General features: G+C 71.6%; 16 protein-coding genes. 9 read left to right on the forward strand and 7 right to left on the reverse strand.

What is annotated here, in order from left to right; genetic code table 11:
* Positions 1 to 215: 215 nt before the first annotated feature.
* Positions 216 to 839 (reverse strand): 2-oxo-4-hydroxy-4-carboxy-5-ureidoimidazoline decarboxylase, encoded by a 624-nt coding sequence (locus tag ACQP09_RS22440; RefSeq protein ID WP_433402259.1) that lies wholly within the window; start codon positions 837 to 839, stop codon positions 216 to 218.
* A 407-nt stretch (positions 840 to 1,246) separates the two neighbouring features.
* On the opposite strand from ACQP09_RS22440, the gene ACQP09_RS22445 reads away from it, so the two are divergent.
* From ACQP09_RS22445 to ACQP09_RS22460, 4 genes are all read left to right on the forward strand, one after another.
* Complete coding sequence (locus ACQP09_RS22445; RefSeq protein ID WP_433402261.1) at positions 1,247 to 2,857, forward strand: family 20 glycosylhydrolase; 1,611 nt, start codon at positions 1,247 to 1,249, stop codon at positions 2,855 to 2,857.
* A gap of 125 nt (positions 2,858 to 2,982) precedes the next feature.
* Entirely contained in the window at positions 2,983 to 3,804 is an 822-nt protein-coding gene (locus ACQP09_RS22450; RefSeq protein WP_433402263.1) for a DUF4328 domain-containing protein, read from the forward strand.
* 66 nt (positions 3,805 to 3,870) lie between these two features.
* Positions 3,871 to 4,452 carry a hypothetical protein gene (locus ACQP09_RS22455; protein ID WP_433402265.1) on the forward strand — a complete coding sequence of 194 codons (582 nt, stop codon included), beginning with the start codon at positions 3,871 to 3,873 and terminating at the stop codon, positions 4,450 to 4,452.
* Positions 4,453 to 4,671: 219 nt separating this feature from the next.
* Entirely contained in the window at positions 4,672 to 5,376 is a 705-nt protein-coding gene (locus ACQP09_RS22460; protein ID WP_432152305.1) for a beta-ketoacyl-ACP reductase, read from the forward strand.
* Between the two features lie 18 nt (positions 5,377 to 5,394).
* Here the strand turns inward: ACQP09_RS22460 and ACQP09_RS22465 are convergent, their stop codons facing one another.
* The 5 genes from ACQP09_RS22465 to ACQP09_RS22485 form a co-directional block, all read right to left on the reverse strand.
* Positions 5,395 to 6,432, reverse strand: a complete 1,038-nt coding sequence (locus ACQP09_RS22465) for an NAD-dependent epimerase/dehydratase family protein (RefSeq protein WP_433402267.1) — start codon at positions 6,430 to 6,432, stop codon at positions 5,395 to 5,397.
* Complete coding sequence (locus tag ACQP09_RS22470; RefSeq protein ID WP_432152307.1) at positions 6,429 to 7,064, reverse strand: dTDP-4-dehydrorhamnose 3,5-epimerase family protein; 636 nt, start codon at positions 7,062 to 7,064, stop codon at positions 6,429 to 6,431. Before ACQP09_RS22470 ends, ACQP09_RS22465 begins: the two co-directional genes overlap by 4 nt.
* 71 nt (positions 7,065 to 7,135) lie before the next feature.
* Complete coding sequence (locus ACQP09_RS22475; RefSeq protein ID WP_433402270.1) at positions 7,136 to 8,530, reverse strand: NDP-hexose 2,3-dehydratase family protein; 1,395 nt, start codon at positions 8,528 to 8,530, stop codon at positions 7,136 to 7,138.
* A complete protein-coding gene (locus ACQP09_RS22480; protein ID WP_433402272.1) occupies positions 8,527 to 9,636 on the reverse strand; it encodes a DegT/DnrJ/EryC1/StrS family aminotransferase in 1,110 nt (369 codons plus the stop codon). The genes ACQP09_RS22475 and ACQP09_RS22480 overlap by 4 nt, the downstream gene beginning before the upstream one ends.
* Positions 9,633 to 10,193, reverse strand: coding sequence for an LmbU family transcriptional regulator (locus ACQP09_RS22485; protein WP_433402274.1), 561 nt, complete (start codon positions 10,191 to 10,193; stop codon positions 9,633 to 9,635). The genes ACQP09_RS22480 and ACQP09_RS22485 overlap by 4 nt, the downstream gene beginning before the upstream one ends.
* Positions 10,194 to 10,838: 645 nt before the next feature.
* On the opposite strand from ACQP09_RS22485, the gene ACQP09_RS22490 reads away from it, so the two are divergent.
* The 5 genes from ACQP09_RS22490 (at position 10,839) to ACQP09_RS22510 (ending at position 17,450) form a co-directional block, all read left to right on the forward strand.
* The gene (locus tag ACQP09_RS22490; protein WP_433402276.1) at positions 10,839 to 11,096 is read left to right on the forward strand and encodes an acyl carrier protein; all 258 of its coding nucleotides are present in this window, start codon (positions 10,839 to 10,841) and stop codon (positions 11,094 to 11,096) included.
* Between the two features lie 74 nt (positions 11,097 to 11,170).
* Complete coding sequence (locus tag ACQP09_RS22495; protein WP_433402278.1) at positions 11,171 to 12,286, forward strand: hypothetical protein; 1,116 nt, start codon at positions 11,171 to 11,173, stop codon at positions 12,284 to 12,286.
* 1 nt (position 12,287) lies between these two features.
* Positions 12,288 to 13,820, forward strand: a complete 1,533-nt coding sequence (locus tag ACQP09_RS22500; RefSeq protein WP_404064381.1) for an aromatic amino acid lyase — start codon at positions 12,288 to 12,290, stop codon at positions 13,818 to 13,820.
* Positions 13,801 to 15,705, forward strand: a complete 1,905-nt coding sequence (locus ACQP09_RS22505) for an ABC transporter ATP-binding protein (RefSeq protein ID WP_433402280.1) — start codon at positions 13,801 to 13,803, stop codon at positions 15,703 to 15,705. The genes ACQP09_RS22500 and ACQP09_RS22505 overlap by 20 nt, the downstream gene beginning before the upstream one ends.
* The gene (locus ACQP09_RS22510) at positions 15,702 to 17,450 is read left to right on the forward strand and encodes a fatty acyl-AMP ligase (protein WP_433402282.1); all 1,749 of its coding nucleotides are present in this window, start codon (positions 15,702 to 15,704) and stop codon (positions 17,448 to 17,450) included. The genes ACQP09_RS22505 and ACQP09_RS22510 overlap by 4 nt, the downstream gene beginning before the upstream one ends.
* A 60-nt stretch (positions 17,451 to 17,510) precedes the next feature.
* Here ACQP09_RS22510 and ACQP09_RS22515 read toward each other — a convergent pair whose 3' ends face one another.
* Complete coding sequence (locus tag ACQP09_RS22515; protein WP_433402284.1) at positions 17,511 to 18,290, reverse strand: TylF/MycF family methyltransferase; 780 nt, start codon at positions 18,288 to 18,290, stop codon at positions 17,511 to 17,513.
* Between the last annotated feature and the right edge of the window lie 241 nt (positions 18,291 to 18,531).

Genomic DNA, 18,531 nt, shown 5'->3' on the forward strand with positions numbered 1-18,531 from the left:
GGGTCGGCCGGCTTGACTGTCGGTCTGACCCGGCCGGGTACGGTCCACCGGCCCCGGCCATCGTAGCGACGCATTGTCGGTTCGTTCGCGCCGGGGCCTCTGGTGTGATCAAAGTGGCAATCAAACAGGCACGTACGGGCTAGGGGTCTCTTGCCGATCATGCCGGGCGGCCTGCCCGCCGCCGGGGTGACCGGCTCCCGGTGACCGGCTGCGGGTCACCAGCCCTCGGTGACCAGCTCGACCAGTCGGCTCCGGGCGAGTCGCCGCAGTTCGTCGGCGGTGACGGCCCGCTCCTCGTCCACCTCGTGGGTCAGCCGGACCCGGATGGAGGCCAGGACCTGGTCCACGGCCTGCGAGGGCGGGCAGGCGTCGAGGCAGATCACGAAGGAATGGCCGAATCTGCTCTCGTACGCCGCGTGCGCGGCCCGCAGCGCCAGGTGCGCGGCGCGCGGCGCGTCGTGGTGCAGGCAGGGGGCGGGCTCGGCGGCGAGCGCCTCCGCGATGTCCCGGGGTGCCAGGTCGTACCCCGCCTCGTCGGAGGCGGCCAGCAGGGACGCCAGGTCGTGGAAAGGGCGGTGGGCGGCCATCCGGTGGGCCCAGCGCCCGCTGCCGCAGCACTCCAGGAGCGCGGCCTCGGCGGTGGTGAACGGCGCCTCGTTGAACCGGGCGAGACCGGCCGCCAGGGTGGCGGGGGACACTCCGGCTCCGCCGCTGACCTGCGGCGGGTGGCGGAGCTGCACGGGTATGGCGGAGGGCCCGGCCGGGGGCGCGGACTGCTCGGGCAGGCCGGCGGGGGACTCGCTGGACCTGGACAGCGTGGACTCCTCGATCAATGACATCTGTGCCACGGAAGACGGGCAGAAGGGCAACGAGGTTGCCCGACGGGGGCGTACGCGAGGTGAAACCGGGACGGACACGGGGTGGGAGTGTGACGGTCCCGGGTGGAAGCGAAGATGTTCTCGGGGTGGAAGTGAAGAGAGGGACGAATGTGCAGCAACGCTAGCGAGATCCGTCGGGGGCCGTCCGGGGGAACGGCCAAAAATCACCCGAACGGGAGAGTTACGGAACGTTTGACGGCCGTCTGACCTGCGAGGTCTGGCGTTCTGTACGCTCCGCGATCGTCCTCGGTGAGCGGATCGCCGCCACAAATGTCAACCTTTCAGCCTATTCACTCACCCCACTCACCCCCGACGATCCACCCCCTCCACATCCCCCCACTGGCTCCTACTCCGGAGGAATCTGAGCGATGTCGCCCACGCGTGGTGCCCTCGTCACCGGCGCGGCTGTCACGGCCGCGGCCGCCGTCGTCCTCACCGTCGTCGTCTGGCCGGAAGGCTCCGGCAGCCACCCCTCCCGCGACGCGGCCTCACCGTCCGGGACCTCCGCCACGGCGGCCGCCCCGTCGCCGTCCCGCAGCTACCCGCTCTCCACCACCCCGAGCACGATCCCGGCGGTCCGCGAGCACACCGCCGCGCGCGGTCCCGGCTGGCAGCCGGGCAAGGACAGCTCGATCGTCATAGCCAAGGGCAGCCAGGTGCTCGCCGACGAGGCCGAGCTGCTCGCCAAGGAGCTGAAGCTCCCCTACCGGGGAGCGGAGGAGCCGCGCGAGGGGGACGTCGAGCTGGCGCTCGGCGCGAAGGACCAGGGGCCGGCCGAGTCGTACACGCTCACCGTCCGCGACCGGAAGGTGAGGATCACCGGCCCCGACGAGTCGGGCGTCTTCTACGGCACCCGGACCCTCAAGCAGTCGCTCAAGGCCGACAGGACGGTCCCGGAAGGCGTCGTCAACGACCGGCCGGACCGGCCGCAGCGCGGGCTGAACCTCGACATCGCCCGTAAGCACTACAGCGCGGAGTGGATCGAGGACCGCATACGGGAGATGGGCGACCTCAAGCTGAACCAGCTCGGCCTGCACTTCTCCGACGACCAGGCGTTCCGGATCGAGTCGAAGACCCATCCCGAGGTGGTCTCCGAGGAGGCCCTCACCCAGGACGAGGTCCGCCGTATCGTCGGCCTCGCCAGCAGCCTGCACATCGAGGTCGTCCCCGAGATCGACTCGCCCGGACACCTCGGCGCGGTGCTGCGGGCCCACCCCGACCTCCAGCTCCGCAACACCCAGGGCCGGGAGTCGCCGGGGTCCATCGACATCTCGAAGCCGGGCGCGGCGAAGCTGATCGACGAGCTGCTCGACGAGTACACCGACCTGTTCCCCGGGAAGTACTGGCACCTGGGCGCCGACGAGTACCAGGCGCTGATGGTCGGCGACCCGGCCGCCTCGTACCCGCAGCTCCAGCGGGCCGCCGAGCAGAAGCACGGCTCGGGCGCCACCATCGAGGACCTCGCCACCGGCTGGCTGAACGACCGGGCCGAGGTGGTCGAGCCCAAGGGCCGCACCGCCAAGGCGTGGAACGACGGCCTCTTCCGGGACTCGAAGGTCAAGGCGGCCAAGAACATCGAGATCGAGTACTGGACCGGCAAGGAGATCGGCGCCCGGCCGCCGCAGGAGTACCTCGCCGAGGGCTACAAGATGCTCAACCTCAACGACGAGTTCCTGTACTACGTGCTCGGCGAGCCGAACGAGTTCGTCTACCCGACCGGCAAGCGGATCTACGAGCAGTGGACCCCGATGGTCCTTCGCGGCACCGAACCGGTGGCGCAGCGCTACTCGCCGCAGATCCTCGGCGGCCGGTTCGCGGTCTGGGGCGACCTGCCGAACGCGCAGACGACCCAGCAGGTGGCCGACGGCATCAGGATGCCGCTCGTCGCGACCTCGCAGAAGCTGTGGGACCCGCGGAAGCCGGAGCTGACCTGGGCACAGTTCCAGGAGCTGGCGGGCCGGACGGGCAGCGCGGGCTGACGAGACCCCCGGGGCGGTCGGTGGACTGTGTGCTTCCGGGCACCTGATACGGTCCGCCGACCGTGCGCTTCCTGGGGAGGGACGTGTGGTCGCCTGCCGACTTCGCGCCCTTGGGGGGATGCCTCATGCTCTGTACCCGCTGCCGCACCAGAACGGCCGTCACCGACGACGGCCTCTGCACCTTCTGCTCCGGTACTCGGCCGCCGCTGCCCGACCACCTGGCACCCGCAGCGACCGGCCCCGGCGGCTGGGGCGTGCGCGACTGGCCGCGCTCGCCGGTCGGCCTGTCCTGGGCGGTGACCGCCCTGCTCGGTACGGTCATCGCGACCGACCTGGCCGCCATCGTCAGCGGACTCCACCTGCGCTCCACATGGCAGGACTTCGCCGCCGGCGACTACACGGCCGTCCAGCTCAGCCGGGTCCAGTCGGCCGACCGCCTCCACGACACCATCACGGACTACCAGCCGACCGTCTTCATGGTCACCGGCATCCTCTTCATCCTCTGGTTTCACCGGACCCGCCGGAACGCCGAGGTCTTCGACCCGGGCGTCCAGAAGATGGGCCCCGGCTGGGCCGTGGGCGGCTGGTTCGTGCCCGTGGCCAACCTCTGGTTCCCCTACAGGGTGGCCGACGGAATCTGGGCGGGCAGCGCCCCGATCGGCCCGGAGGGCGGCCGGACGGCCGTCCCGCGGGCCCTGCTCAACTTCTGGTGGGCCCTGTGGATCGCGACGCTCCTCACCGACCGGATCACCGCACACGTGCAGGACATCGCCGAGGAGCCGGAGCAGCAGGCGCACGCCCTCGCGCTGGTGGCAGCCGCCGAGGCGCTGGAGATCGTCGCCGCGGTACTGGCGATCCTCTTCGTCCGCGCCCTGACCCGGATGCAGGTGGAACGCGCCGTACAGTCCTGGGTTCCCGCCCCGCCGGTCCCGGGTGCGCACCGCTGACACCCGCTCAGAAGTGACGCTTTTCGGCCATTCGACGCAGTACGCGGTAGACCGAGGGAGACGTCGATGAGTCTGCTGGAACTGATCGAACGCGCCGACGAGCGAGCGCTCGCCGCCAGTGCCGTGGCCTGCCTGGACCGGTGCCTGCCGCTGCTGGCGGGCCCGGACGGGACCGAGCCGCTGCGGCCGCTCTGGGCGAGCTGCGAGGACGGGCGGGAATGGGCCATCCGCCTCGCGGCCGTCCGTACGGCGATGGACGACGAGGCCGTCAGTGACGGCCCGGCCGCACGGGTGCGCGCGATGCTGGGGGCCGCGCCCTCCGACTTCGCTCCCGCGCCGCTACGGGAGTGGGCCGACGCCTGCTCGCTGGTCGCGCTGGAGATCCACGGCCGGTTCGACGCCCCGGACGGGGAGGCTCCGGTGAACGGGGCCGACCTCCTTAAGGCGGCGCGCGACGGGCAGCCGACCGAAGCCGGGCCGCTGGTGGCGGGGGAGCTGGAGCGCCAGGTCCGGATCCTGGAGATCCTCGCGGAGACGACCGGCACGGCGGGCAGCGGGGCCGGGGTGCGCGAGGCCCTGGACCTGTCGACGGAGGGGCGCCGGGTCCTGCGCGCGGTGATGTCGCGCCGGGCCCGCATCCGGGGCTGACGGCAGAAGCCGCTCTTTCGGCGTTCCGGGGAGGCCGCGCCCCGGAACAGCACGGCGGAAAAGGCGTCCCGGTTCCGTCGGCCGCGGTGCCTCCGTTCCCGGCACGGCTTCGCCCTTGAACAGTTCCGAGTGCTGTGCTTGGCTCTTTTCCCAAGGGCGGTCGGGGGCGCGTTGCCCGTCGGGTTCGCCGGGAATTCAAGGGAATTCAGGGGGCATGTCATGGGGCGTTCGGTTCTCGTCACCGGGGGAAATCGGGGAATAGGGAGGGCGATAGCGCTTTCCTTCGCCGAGGCGGGGGACCGGGTCGCCGTCACTCACCGGTCGGGCACGCCGCCGCAGGGGGTCCTCGGGGTCCCGTGCGATGTTACGGACACCGACCAGGTGGACCAGGCGTTTCAGCGGGTGGAGGAGGAGCACGGGCCTGTCGAGGTGCTCGTGGCCAATGCCGGTATCACCCGGGACAAACTGCTGGCCGTGATGCGCGACGACGATTTCTCCTCGGTCTACGACACCAACGTGGGCGGCGCTTTCCGGGTTTCCCGCCGTGCCCTGTATCCGATGATGCGGGCCCGGAAGGGGCGCATCATTCTCATTTCGTCGGTATCCGGAATGATGGGGTCCGCAGGGCAGACGAATTACGCTGCCTCGAAGGCGGCCATGATCGGATTCGCCCGTTCCCTGGCGCGCGAAGTCGCCCCGCGGAACATCACCGTGAATGTGGTCGCGCCGGGAATCATCGACACCGATATGACCGCCGCGGTCCCCGAGTCGCGCCAGAAGGAGATGCGGGGGGCCGTGCCGCTCGGACGGAGCGGCACGGCCGACGAGGTGGCGCGCGTGGTGCGCTTCGTCGCGGGCCCCGACGCCGGATACGTCACGGGCGCGGTCATCCCCGTGGACGGCGGGCTCGGCATGGGGCACTGACCCGGGGCGCCACCTGCCTCAGCCTCCCGCGGGCTCCTCCCGGCGGTCCTTCGCGAGGCCGTGGACCGTGCGTTCGAGGCCCGTCCGCAGCGGCACGTCCGGCGTCCATCCGGTCACCGCGCGGAACGCCGAGGCGTCCACGGTGTAGCTGTGGAAGTCGGGCGGCGTGGCGTGGGCGGGCGGATCGACGGTGACGACCGGGACCGGTGGCCCGCCGGTGAGCGCCGCCGCGATCTCGGCGACCGAGGTGAACAGGTCCCTGAGCCGGGTGGGCCGCCCGGTGCCCACCACCCAACTGCGCCCCGCCAGGGCGTCGGCGTGGTCCAGTGCCGTGACGAGCGCCCGGGCGGCATCGGTCACGTACAGCATGTCGCGGGCGATCTCCCCGTCCCGCCAGACCGTCAGGGGCTCACCCGCCAGGGCGCGCCGGGCCATCGCGGTCACGACCCCGCGGTCGACCGCCGTCGGGACCGGGCAGTCTCCGAACACGGTGGGAAGCCGCACCGACAGGGCCCGGAGCACGCCCTCGGCCGTGGCCGACAGCAGCGCCTGCTCCGCCAGGAGCTTGTGCCGGTCGTAGACGCTGGCCGGGCGGTCCGGCTCGGTGCCGTCGATGCAGTCGGCGGACGTCAGGCCCACCTGACTTGTGGAGCCGATGAACAGGCAGACGGGGGGCGGCCCCCCGGCCCTTCCGCGTACCGCGTCGATCAGGTCGTGCACCATGCCCACGTTGACCCGTTCGCTCATCGGATCGTTCCCCGTGCGCCAGGCGTGGCTGTCGGTGCGGTGACAGATCAGGTGCACCACCGCGTCGGCGCCCGCGAGGGCGTCGCGCAGGTTGCCGGGGTCGGTGAGGTCGGCGGCCCGGGTCTCCACCTCGGCGACGCCGGGCGGCACCGAGCCGGCCCGCCGGGCCACGAGCCGGAGACGGACCGGGGTGCGCGCGAGCATGGCCGCGACCGCGGAACCGAGGAACCCGGAGGCCCCCAGCACGGTGATCAGGGGGGTACGCCCCGCCGTCGGGCCCGCCGCCGCACCGCCCGGAGCCGCGCTCATCGGGCCGGTCCCGACGCCGGGCCGGGCACCGCGGAGCACAGTTCGGCCTCCAGTTCCAGGCAGGTGGCGTAGTCCGGCAGCATCCCGGCCTCCCGTGCCTCGGCGAGCGTGGGGGCCGACCGGTCGCGGGGGGACAGCACGGGGGGCGGGCTCGGCGCGACCGGCAGCCCCAGCGCCGGGTCGAACACCGAGACCGCTTTCTCGTCCTCGGCCGAGTACCCGCCCGAGAGCAGGTACGACATCACGGTGTCGTCCTCCAGGGCGGTGAAGGCGTGCCCGACGCCCAGGGGCAGATAGACGGCGCGGAACTCCTCCGCGTCGAGCACCACGGAGTCCCACCGGCCGAACGTGGGGGAACCCACTCGTACGTCGACCACCATGTCCAGGGCCCGGCCGCGCGCGCAGTACACGTACGTGGCCATGCCAGGTGGCGCGGCGGTGTAGTGGACGCCGCGCACCACTCCGCGCCGCGAGCGGCTGTGCGCGGTCTGGGCGAGCGGGAAGGGCGGGAGGCCCACCGCCCCGGCGTACGGATCGCGCTGGAACGGGGCGACGAACAGGCCTCGTTCGTCCGGGAAGACGGTCGGGGTGAAGACGCGGGCCCCCTGCACGCCCAGGCTCTTCCATTGCACGGAGTGGTCCTCTCGGTCGGTGCGGCCCTGCGGCCGGCGGAGGCCGTGGACCGATCCGCCGGTCCGGGCGCTCACCACAGGCTGTGCAGGCAGGCCAGCAGGCTGCGTGCCTCGACGTTGACGTGGTAGCCCTGCCGCGCCAGCGTCCGTAACCGGTGGACGGTCAGCCACCGGTACGACTCGGGTACGTCGACCGGGACCTCGGCGCCGACGTCGATCACCCGGTGGCGGGTGATCGCCCGGTGGAACCGGCCGCCCTCCTCCGAGTGCCGGGCGTCGTACCGGACGCGCGCCGGGTCCTCGCTCTCCGCGAGCGCGTCGAAGGGGCCGGGCGCCTCGCCGGGGTAGTGCCGGTGCACGGTCGGCGCCAGCTCCAGCAGATCGTGGAGTCCCGGCTCGGCCCGTGCCTGGACGAGCAGGTGCAGGATCCCGTCGATCTCGCGCGCCAGGAAGGTCGCCACGCTCTCGCTCCGGGGTGCGAGCAGCGGCTGCGACCAGCCCGGAACCTCCCGGCCGACCGCTGTCACCTGGACGGCGATGATCCGGAAGGCGGTGCCGTCGTCGTCGCCGATCTCCCCGTCGGTGCGGGTCCACCCGTCGATGCCGGAGAGCGGCAGCAGCCGGGCGGACGAGGCGCATCGGCTCTTGGCGTCGTTCAGCCACGTGCGTACCTCCTGCTCGTCGTCGTCTCCGGCCGGGGACTCGGCGTAGGAGCGGGCGAGCGCCCGGACGAACGGATCGTCGCTGTCGGGGGGCGGGCGGAACAGCGGAGCGGTGCCCAGCACCGACCGGGCGTCCATGTTGACGAGGTGGTCGGTACGGAGCAGCCGCCGCAACTCGTCCAGTTCCACCCAGTGGTGGTCCGGGTGGTCCGCCACCTCGGCCGTGGTCTCCACCAGCACGTTGCGGTTGCGTTTGCGCCAGAACCACGCCCCCTGCTCGGACTGGAGGGAGTCCACCAGCACCCGGCCCCGCCGGTCGCCGGAGAAGTGCTCCAGATGCCGGGTGCCGTGGCCGCGGTGCACGCGCGTGTAGTTGCTGCGGGTGGCCTGCACCGTCGGCGACAGCTGGACCGAGCCCACGTTGCCGGGCTCGGCCTTCGCCTGCATCAGCGCGTGCGGTACGCCGCCGAACCGTTTGACCAGGATGCCCAGCATCCCGATCTCGGGCTGGGAGATGACCGGTTGGTCCCGCACGGAGCCGTCGGCCTCGTACCGGCGCATTCCGGCCACGGCGAAGAACCCGCCCGTCGCATGGACCAGGTCTCCGCCCTCCGGTGCGAAGTGCCACTGGTGCAGGTCGGCGAAGGAGACGGGGGTGACCGTCAGCGGAGCCGCACGGCGGCGCTCCTCCCACCAGCGGCCGAAGGCGCCGGTCACCGAGGGGTGCGGGCGGGGGACGGACTCCTCCACGACGGCTGCCTCCTCGGGGCGGGCGGACGGAGTCGCGGGGGGCAGGGGGGTCACAGCCGGTCCGTCACCTCGCGCAGGGCCTCGATGACGCGCTCCTGGTCGTCCGGGCGCAGGGACGGGTACATCGGCAGGGAGAAGATCTCTTCCGCCAGGTGTTCGGTCACCGGCAGATCGCCGGGCCGGTACCCCAGGTGCGCGAATCCCCGCATCGTGTGGACCGGCCACGGGTAGCTGATGTTGAGGGAGATGGACCTGCGCTCCATCTCCCGCATGATCACCTCGCGTTGCGGATGGCGTACGACGTACACGTAGTACACGTGGTCGTTGCCCGGCGCGACGGCGGGCAGCACCAGACCGGTGCCGGCCAGGCCCTCGGCGTACCGGTCGGCCACGGCGCGCCGCCCCGCCAGATAGGTGTCCAGCCGGGTCAGTTTGCGCCGCAGGATCTCCGCCTGGACCTCGTCCAGCCTGCTGTTGTGACCGGGCGTGGCCTCGACGTAGTAGCGGTTCTCCATGCCGTAGTAGCGCAGTCTGCGCAGTGCGTCGGCGGTCTCGTCCCGGCCGGTGAGGACGGCGCCGCCGTCCCCGTAGGCGCCCAGCACCTTCGTCGGGTAGAAGGAGAAGGCGGCGGCGTCGCCGGTCGTCCCGGCGATCCGGCCGTCGCGGCGGGCTCCGTGGGCCTGTGCGCAGTCCTCGACGAGCGCCAGGCCGTTTGCGCGCGCGCACTCCTCCAGCGGCGCCAGATCGACGCACTGCCCGTAGAGGTGGACGGGCAGCAGGGCGCGGGTGCGTTCGGTGACGGCCTTGGGGACCTGGTCCACGTCCATCAGATACGTGTCCGGGTCGACGTCGACGAACACGGGCACGGCTCCGACGGCGTCGATGGCGACGACGGTGGGGGCAGCCGTGTTGGAGACGGTGATGACCTCGTCACCGGGTTTCACGCCCACCGCGCGGAGCGCGAGCACCAGGGCGTTGGTCCCGTTGTCCACGGTGACGCACTGCCCGCCGCCGTGGTACGCGGCGAACTCGCTCTCGAAGCCCCGGACGCTGTCGCCCAGGATCAGCCGACCGGAGCGGAACACGCTCTCCACGGCGTCGAGGATGTCGTCGCGCTCCGCTTCGAACTCGTTCAGGTAGTCCCAGACAGCGAGTGTCATGGCAGGGGGGCTCCGTTCTGCTGGGGGTGCTCGGCGGGGGCCGGGGCGAGCTGCGGGGTGGGTTCCGTCTGCCAGACGCTCGCGGACTCGTCCAGCACGGAGATGATCCAGGTGGAGAGTTCCTGGCCCCGGTCGGCCGCCGCCCGCTCCCAGCGGGCGCGGCGTTCGGCGGTGACATCCACCCGGACGTTGGCCGGCAGCTTCTCGGACGGCGGGCGCAGCCCCGCCTTGATGCGCCGTCGCAGTTCGTTCCGCGACCAGCCGAACCGTTCGGCCTGGTTGAGCCAGTTGTCCTGCATCTCGACGTTGAGGCCCGCCACCTCGGCGTGGTGCTGGAAGCTCAGCCGGTCGCGCCTGCGGTCCACGCCGAACTGTCCGGCCACCCACGCGTAGTTGCGTAGCGTCTGATAACTGAGCGACGTCTCGGCGATGGCGTGTTTGTAGCGGTCCGGGTAGTGCTGCTGGCCGTAAATCAGCCAATCGCCGAACCACCATCCGGACGAATCGTTGATGACGTAAATGTGTTGGCCGAGATCACGCCACTGATCGATCGGCATATGTGTCGGAAGTGTGAGCGAGGTTCTGCCGGTGCGTGCCGCTCCGGTGCGGCCGGCCGGGAAGTCCCCAGAATTCCGGTTCCTTTTTTCCGGGGTCTCACGGGTGGTAAGGCGTGGGTGTCTGTTCGGATTATTCGGTAACATACGCTCCATATTTGTGAAACCCCCGGTTCATGATGATCTTGGGCGAGATCGTTGATCCAATCGAGGCGCAGTCTGCCTCACGTGGCGAGTGGCGTCCAGTGTCTGTTAATACGGGGAAATTCTTCGGCGGGCCGCTACCGGGCCGTATCCGTGGGTCCTGCGGTGAAACCTTCCGAGGGGTGGCTGGGCCGGGTTGCGGGTCCGATGCCGTCGATCCTGTGCGGGCGTCCGGGGGTCACCTCCGAGGGTCCGACGCCCGCTCCTGCCGGGCCGCTCCACCGGGGCCCCACTGGGGATCCACCGGGTATCCATCGGGGCCCCACCGGAGCTTCGGGCGGGCGCGCCTGTCCCGCCGGCGGGACAGGCGCGCCCGGCTCCGTCCGCCGGCGGACCTTCGGCCGGTACCGCTCGCCGGGAAGGTGCGCAGCGCTTGGGGCGGATTTCCGGGGCGGTCCGGTGAATTACTTGACGACTAAGGGCGGGAGGGAATAGGAGATACTCATGAAAACTTCCGAGCAAGAGAGCAATCACCTCGCGTTTGTGGCCCGAACCATTGAAGAGGTATCTGGGGTTCCGGCCTCCGAAGCGTCGCCCGAGAAGCTTCTGGTGGACGAGCTGGGAATTGACTCGCTCTCCCTGGTAGAAATCACCTTCACGCTCCAGAAGGAGGCGGGCGTGGAGATCCCCGAGGAGGAAATGGCCGGAGTCCGCAGCGTCGCGGACCTCGTCGACCTCCTGCCGGCGGACCGCTCCTTCTAGCTAATTTGTCCGGTTCATGTTGCGGAGTGTCCGTATTTTTCGGACACCCGCGTCCCCTGACGTGAGGTCAACACGTGCGCTACCACGAACTGTCGCCGCATGAGTTGCTGGCTGCCGGGAATGACGCTCCGGAGATCAGCGACACCCCCTGGCTCGTGCGGTGGGACGAGGTGCGCGACCCCGAGGCGCTCGTGACCGGGCTCCTTCCCGACACCGTGGAGTTCCGCACGTCGGGGACGACCGGCCCCCAGGAGAGGTGGGTCCGCACCGGGCAGCAGCTCTGGGACGAGGCGGGGCTGCTCGCCGGTCTCCTCGCCCCCCGGCGGCCCGAAGCCCTGCTGGCCTGCGCCCCCGCCCGCCACCTCTTCGGCGCCCTCGCCACCGTGCTGCTCCCGGCGCGGCTGGGAGTGCCCGTCTGGTATCGGCCGCAGTACTACGGCGCCATGCCCCTCACGGAGCACCGCCGTTGGGCCGTGGTCGGCGTCCCGTGGACGTTCTCGGTGCTGCTCCGGCACGGTGAGTGGGTCCGCGCGGCCGAGCAGGTGGCCGTCCTCCACAGCACCGCGATGCTCCCGACGACGGCCGCCCGGCTCGTCCAGGAGCAGGGGGCCGAGCGGGTCTCCGTCACGGAGGTGTTCGGTTCCACGGAGACCGGCGGCGTCGCCAGCCGGGTGTGGGCACCCGACGAGCCCCTGTGGGAGCTCCTGCCCGACGTCCGGCCCGCCTGGGGTGAACCCGACTCCACCGGCGACGTGCTGCTGTCCGTCAGCAGCCCCCGGCTCGCCGCCCGGCCCGGCAGTCCACCGCCGTCCAGCCACCTCACGGACGACTACATCCGGGTCGGACCGGACCATCGCTTCCGCTTCTCCGGGCGCCGGGGCCGACTGGTCAAGGTCAACGGGCGCCGGGTCAACCTCGACGAACTGGAGCGGCTGCTGCGGGATGTCGTGCACTGCGCGGACCTGGCCTGCCTGCCCGTCACGGACCCGGTCAGCGGCGAGAACCTCGACCTGCTCGTCGTCCCCGCGGCCGGCGAGGCGCTCGACACGGGCGGGGTCCGCGCCGTCCTCGCCTCGGCCGGGCTCGTCGTCCGCCCCCGGCGGGTCCACGTCGTCGACCGGATCGACCGGTCCGACACCGGGAAGCTCCGCCACGTACAGCCCCCTCTGACCACCCGAGCAGGAGCGTGAAGTGATCGTTGACACAGTGGAATCCCCGAAGGCGGGGCTCGCCGACCTCCTCTCCCAGGCCCGGCCGGGCGCCCGGCTCGACGCGTGCGACGCCGCGGACGCCGAACGGATGCGGGAGGGGGTCACGGCCCTGGACGAACTGCTGGCATCCGACGGGCAGTTGTACGGCATCACCCAAGGATTCGGGCCGCTCGTCGTCTACCCGGCCGCGGGCGCGGGTGAGGACCAGGGGAGCGGGCTCATCGCCCACCTGGCCAGCGCGCAGGGCCGACCGCTGCCTCCCGAGGTCAGCCGACTGGTGGTGTGGCTGCGGCTGAACAGCATCCGCAAGGGGCACTCGGCCGTCGCACCCGAGTTCTGGGACCGCCTCGCCGACCTCTGGAACCGCGGGTTCACCCCGGTCATCCCGCGCGACGGCACCGTCAGCGCCAGCGGCGACCTCCAGCCACTGGCCCACGCCGCCCTCGCCCTCACCGGCGAGGGCGAGGCCTGGCAGCTCGACGAGGACGGCGGCTGGTCGATCGTGCCCGCCGCCGAGGCGCTCGCCGCCCTCGGGGCCGAGCCCATCACCTGGCGCGCCCGGGAGTCCCTCTCCTTCGTCAACGGCACCAGCGTCGGCCTGGCCGCGACCATGTTCAACCACCGCGAACTGCTGCGCCTCTGCCGGGCGGTGGCGCTCCTGACGTCCAGAGCGGTGACGCTGCTGGGGTCCAGCCCCCAGGCCTACCACCCGGCCGTGGGCCACATCCGGGGACAGACGGGCCAGATCCTCGCCGCCCAGTGGATACGCGACGGGCTGCCGCCCGGGATGCGGCGCGCCCCGCACCGCCCGCTCCAGGAGCCCTACAGCCTGCGGTGCGCCCCCCAGGTCATCGGAGCCGTCCTGGACCAGCTCTCGTCGACCGAGCAGATCCTCGTACGTGAGGCGACCGGCTGCACCGACAACCCGCTCTACTTCGAAGGCGAGTTCCTGCACGCGGGCAACTTCCACGCGATGCCGGTGGGCCTGGCGTCCGACCAGATCGGTCTCTGCCTCCAGCAGGTCGCCTTCCTCGCCGAACGGCAGCTGGCGCTGCTGTGCACGCCGGCGACCAACAGCGACCGGCCGCCCATGCTCACCCCGAACCCCGGCAGCAACAGCGGCCTGGCCGGCGTCCAGCTGAGCGCCACCTCGTTCGTCTCCCGGATCCGCCAGCTGGTCTACCCCTCCGGGCTGACCTCGCTGCCCACCAACGGCTGGAACCAGGACCACGTACCGATGGCGCTCAACGGCGCCAACTCCGTCGGTGAGGCGCTGGAACTGGCCTGGCTGGTCGTCGGGTCGCTGGGCCTGGGCGTGACGCAGTTCGCCGCGATCGAGGGCCGGGAGCCGGAGGAGGCCGGAGTGTGGGCCGAACTCGCCCGCGTATCACCGCCGCTGAGCACCGACCGCCCGCTGGCCGCCGAGGTCCGGGCGGCCCGCGACATCCTCGCCGCCACCGCCGCCGATCTCATCAGCCGTGAGGAGGTCGGAGATGACGGACACACACGTTGACCCGGTGACCCGGCCCGCCGACGACGCCGAGCCCGCCGCCGCCCCGGAACCCGGAGGCGGGGGCAGGGCCGGCGGCGACCACCGGCTCCCCGCGGTGCTGCGCGGCGACGCCTGGCGCGACATGCTGCGCTACCTCCGCCCCTACCGTGGCGTGATCCTCCTGGGCGGCGGACTGACGCTGCTCGGCGGCCTGTCCGGGCTGATTCAGCCGATCATGGCCAAGAGCGTCGTGGAGGACCTGCAGAGCCAGTCCTCGGTGACCCGCACCCTGCTGCTGCTGAGCGGACTGGTCCTGCTCTCCGCGGTGTTCGGTGCCTTCGGGACCTTCCTGCTCATGCGGGTCTCGGAGACCGTCGTGCTCAACTCCCGCCGCGAGGTCATCCGCAAGGTGCTCTGGCTGCGGGTCTCCGAGACCGACAAGTTCCCGCCGGGCGACCTGATGTCCCGCGCGACGGCGGACACCACGCTGCTGCGCAGCGCCGTCACCACGACCATCGTGGAGACCGTCAACGGGGCGGTGATGCTCACCACCATCGTCGTCCTCATGGGCTTCATGGACGGGGTGCTGCTCCTCACCACGCTCGGCGTGCTGCTGCTCGGCGCCATCGTCATCGGCATCGGCCTCCCGCAGCTGGAGAACAGCTCCCGGCGCGTCCAGGAGGGCGTGGCCGAACTGAGCACCGCCCTGGAACGCGTCCTCGGCACCTTCCGCACCATCAAGGCGTCCGGGGCCGAGCACCGGGAGGCCGAGATCGCCGAGCGGGGCGCCCGGCGCGCCTGGCAGTCCAGTCTGAAGGTGGCCCGGCTGGAGGCGTTCATCGGCGCCTTCATCACCATCATGATCCAGATCTCGTTCCTGGCCGTGCTGGGGGTCGGCGGCGCACGCGTGGCCTCCGGCGACATGAGCCTGGGCAGCCTCATCGCGTTCCTGCTCTACCTCTTCTACCTGGTCCCCCCGCTCGGCGCGCTCGTCACGGCGATGATGCGGTTCAACGTGGTCGCCGCCGCGCTCGGCCGGGTCAACGAGATGCTGCGGCTGCGGACCGAGCCGGAGGAGCCGCCCGCCCCGCGGACCCCGGACCGGACGGCCGAGCCCGCTTCGGTCGGATTCCAGAACGTGGTCTTCCGCTACCCGGGGAACGACACCGTCGTCCACCACGACGTCAGCTTCGACATCCCCCGCGGCGGCATGACGGCCTTCGTCGGCCCCTCGGGCGCGGGCAAGTCCACCGTCTTCGCCCTGATCGAGCGCTTCTACGAGGTGGAGCGCGGCCAAGTGACCCTGGACGGCAAGGACGTCACCGACTGGCCGCTCGGCGACCTGCGCGCCTCCATCGGCTACGTCGAGCAGGACGCCCCCGTCCTGGCCGGCACCCTGCGCGAGAACCTCTCCATCGGCGTCCCCGACGCGGACGAAGCGGCCATCTGGGACGCGGTCCGGCAGGCCCGGCTCGAAGAGGTCGTCGCCCGGCTGCCCCAGGGCCTCGACACCGAGGTCGGCCACCGCGGGAACAAGCTCTCCGGCGGTGAGCGGCAGCGGGTCGCCGTGGCACGGGCGCTGCTGCGCAAGCCCCGTCTGCTGCTGCTCGACGAGGTGACCTCCCAGCTCGACGCCCGCAACGAGAACGCGCTGCGGGAGGTCATCACCGAGGTGAGCGGCAGGACCACCGTGGTCGTCGTCGCCCACCGGCTGTCCACGGTCTCCATGGCCGACCGGATCGTGGTCATGGACGCCGGACGCGTCCGGGCGACCGGCACCCATGAACAGCTGCTCAGCAGGGACGCCCTCTACCGCGAACTGGCGGCCACCCAGCTGCTGCTGCCGGCCAACACCCTGGACCCGTCCGCGGTGCACCCCGCCGGGGACCTGGGAAGGACACCATGACCACCGACGTTCCCGCCCGCACCGTCCCGGACGGCATGCTCCTGCCCTTCGGGGACGAGGAGCCGGTCCGCCTGGAGTTCCTCGCCGACAGCGTCGCCCGGCTGGCCGAGGAGGCGGCGGAGCGGCCGGCCCTCACCGTGCTCGACCGGCGCAAGGTGCCCGGCGTCGCGGGACGCCAGGAGACCGTCACCACGCTCAGCTACCGCGAACTGCACGACCGGGCACGGGCGGTGGCGGCCGAGCTGCACCAGGTCTGCCCGCCGGGCGAGCGCGCCGCGGTGCTGTGCCGGCACGACGAGCACTACGTCGTCGCGTTCCTGGCGTGCCTGTACGCGAGGGTGGTGGCCGTACCGCTGTACGCCCCCGAGCTGTTCCGCAGCCAGACCCGGCTGCGGTCCGTCGTCCAGGACAGCGCGCCCCTGTGCGTCCTCACCACCTCGCACACCGACACCGACGTGCGGGCCGCCCTGGCCGAGGCCGGCTGGAAGGGCGACCGGGTCCTCATGGTGGACACCGCGTCCACCGGTGAGGCCCCGGAGCCGGACGTGCCCGCCGCGCGGCCCGAGGACGTCGCCTACCTCCAGTACACCTCCGGCTCCACCGGCTCCCCCTCGGGCGTCCGGGTCACCCACGCCAACCTCGCGGCGGCCGCCTACCAGATGCGAGCACGGTTCATGCCGGCGCGCACCGCGGTCTCCTGGGTGCCATTCTTCCACGACATGGGGCTGATCTGCGGCATAGCCGCCCCGCTCAGCGCCGGGCTGCACATGGTGCACCTGAGCCCCATGGGCTTCCTGCACAACCCCTACCGCTGGCTGCGCGCGATCTCCGACCACCGTGCCGAGTGGACCGTGACGCCGAACTTCGGCATGGCGCACTGCGTACAGCGGATCAGCCCCGAGGAGGCCGCCGGGCTCGACCTCAGCTCCCTGGAGGCCCTGGCGATCGGGGGCGAACCGGTGCACGCCCGGTCCGTCGAGGCCTTCGTGGCGGCGTTCGGGACCTCGGGCCTGAACGCCTCGGTGCCGGTGCCGTGTTACGGGCTGGCGGAGGCGACCCTGTCGGTGGCCATGACGCCTGCGGGTGAGGGCGCGGTCAGCCGCCACTTCGACCGGGCCGCGCTCGCCGCGGGTGAGGTGGTCCCGAGCCCGCCGGGCCCGGACGCCACGACGCTGGTGAGCAGTGGCAGGCCGGTGGCCGGGGCCGCGATACGGATCGTCGACCCCGACACCGGACAGGACGTCACCGGGCGGGTGGGGGAGATCCTCGTCGCCGGGCCGAACGTCACCGACGGCTACTGGAACCGGCCCGGGAGCACCGCCCGCACCTTCGCGGACGGCCACCTGCACACCCGTGACTGGGGCTTCCTCCACGAGGGCCTGCTCTTCGTCGTGGGCCGTATCGACGACGTCATCATCGTGCGGGGCCGCAACCACTTCCCCGAGGACATCGAGCAGACCGTGGAGGGGGCCGCCCCGGTGTCGGCCACGGCGATCGCGGTGGAGGGCGCCGAGGAGCAGCGGGTGGTCGTCCTGGCCGAGACCGAGGCGGCGATGCTGAACCTTCCGGAGACCGACCGGAGCGCGCTGAAGGAGCGGGTCCGGCAGGCGGTGAGCCGCCACCACGGTCTCGCCGTCAGCGACCTGGTGCTGCTGCGCAGGGGGGTGCTGCCGCGCACCACCAGCGGGAAGATCCAGCGCCGCCTGGCCAGGGAGCGTTACGCGGCAGGGGAGTTCGGCGGATAAGGGGCCCTGCGGCGGGTCCGGCACCGCGGTGCCGGACCCGCCGCAGGGCGGTGGCGTCCCCTATCGGGTACGGCGCCAGAACACCCCGACGCCGTCGATCTCCTGGATCGGGTCGGTGATGCCGTGCTCCCTGCGGTACTGGTACACGGCGATGCGGCACGGTGGGAGGGCCCGGTAGTCGTCCACGATGACGTAGCCGCCCACCGGCACCTTGGGGTAGAGGTGGACCAGGGCGTCCATCGTGGACTCGAACAGGTCGCCGTCCAGCCGGAGCACCGCGATCCGCTCCATCGGGGCGGTGGGCAGGGTGTCGCGGAAGTAGCCCTTCAGGAACCGCACCTGGCCGTCCAGCAGGCCGTAGCGCCGGAAGTTCTCCTGGACGGTCTCCAGCGGCACGCCGAACACGTCGTTGTACCGGTGGAGCGGGGCCAGCTCGTCCCCCGGGTACTTCTCCGGGTCACCCTGCGGGATGCCCTCGAAGGAGTCGGCGACCCAGACCGTGCGGTCCGTGACGCCGAACGCGCTGAGCAGGGCCCGCATGAAGATCGTCGTGCCGCCCCGCCAGACCCCCGTCTCGACGAGGTCCCCGGGGACCCCGTCGCGCAGGACCCGCTCGACGCAGTCGTGCACGTTGTCCAGCCTCTTGCGCCCGATCATCGTGTGCGCGACCAGCGGGATGTCCCGCCCGCCGGCCCGCAGCTCGGCGTCGTACCCGATCTTCGGCAGCCCGGCCTCGAAGTCCCGGTCCTGGACCCAGCCGTGAGCGGCGTCCTGATAGATGGTGTTGGAGACAACTCTCTTCATCAGATCCAGATAGAGAGCCTGGGCTGTATCTGCCATGTCGGAAACCTTTGCTCGAACGACGTCGGATGCCCGAAAGGGTGGGAATCGTCGTTGATCCGACCCGTCGTTGGCGGTGTGCCTGTCCCGCCGGCGGGACAGAGGTGGAAAAAGAATCCCAGGTAATTAACGACAGTCAAGAAGTGGTTTCCTTCCGGTTGACCGGCTCCATTCCATGCGCCACGATGACGGCTGCCGCGAAGAGTTACCGGAATGAGGAGGTCCCGTCATCGACACGGAA

The sequence above is a fragment of the Streptomyces sp. CA-146814 genome, from assembly GCF_050942385.1.
Lineage (GTDB): Bacteria > Actinomycetota > Actinomycetes > Streptomycetales > Streptomycetaceae > Streptomyces.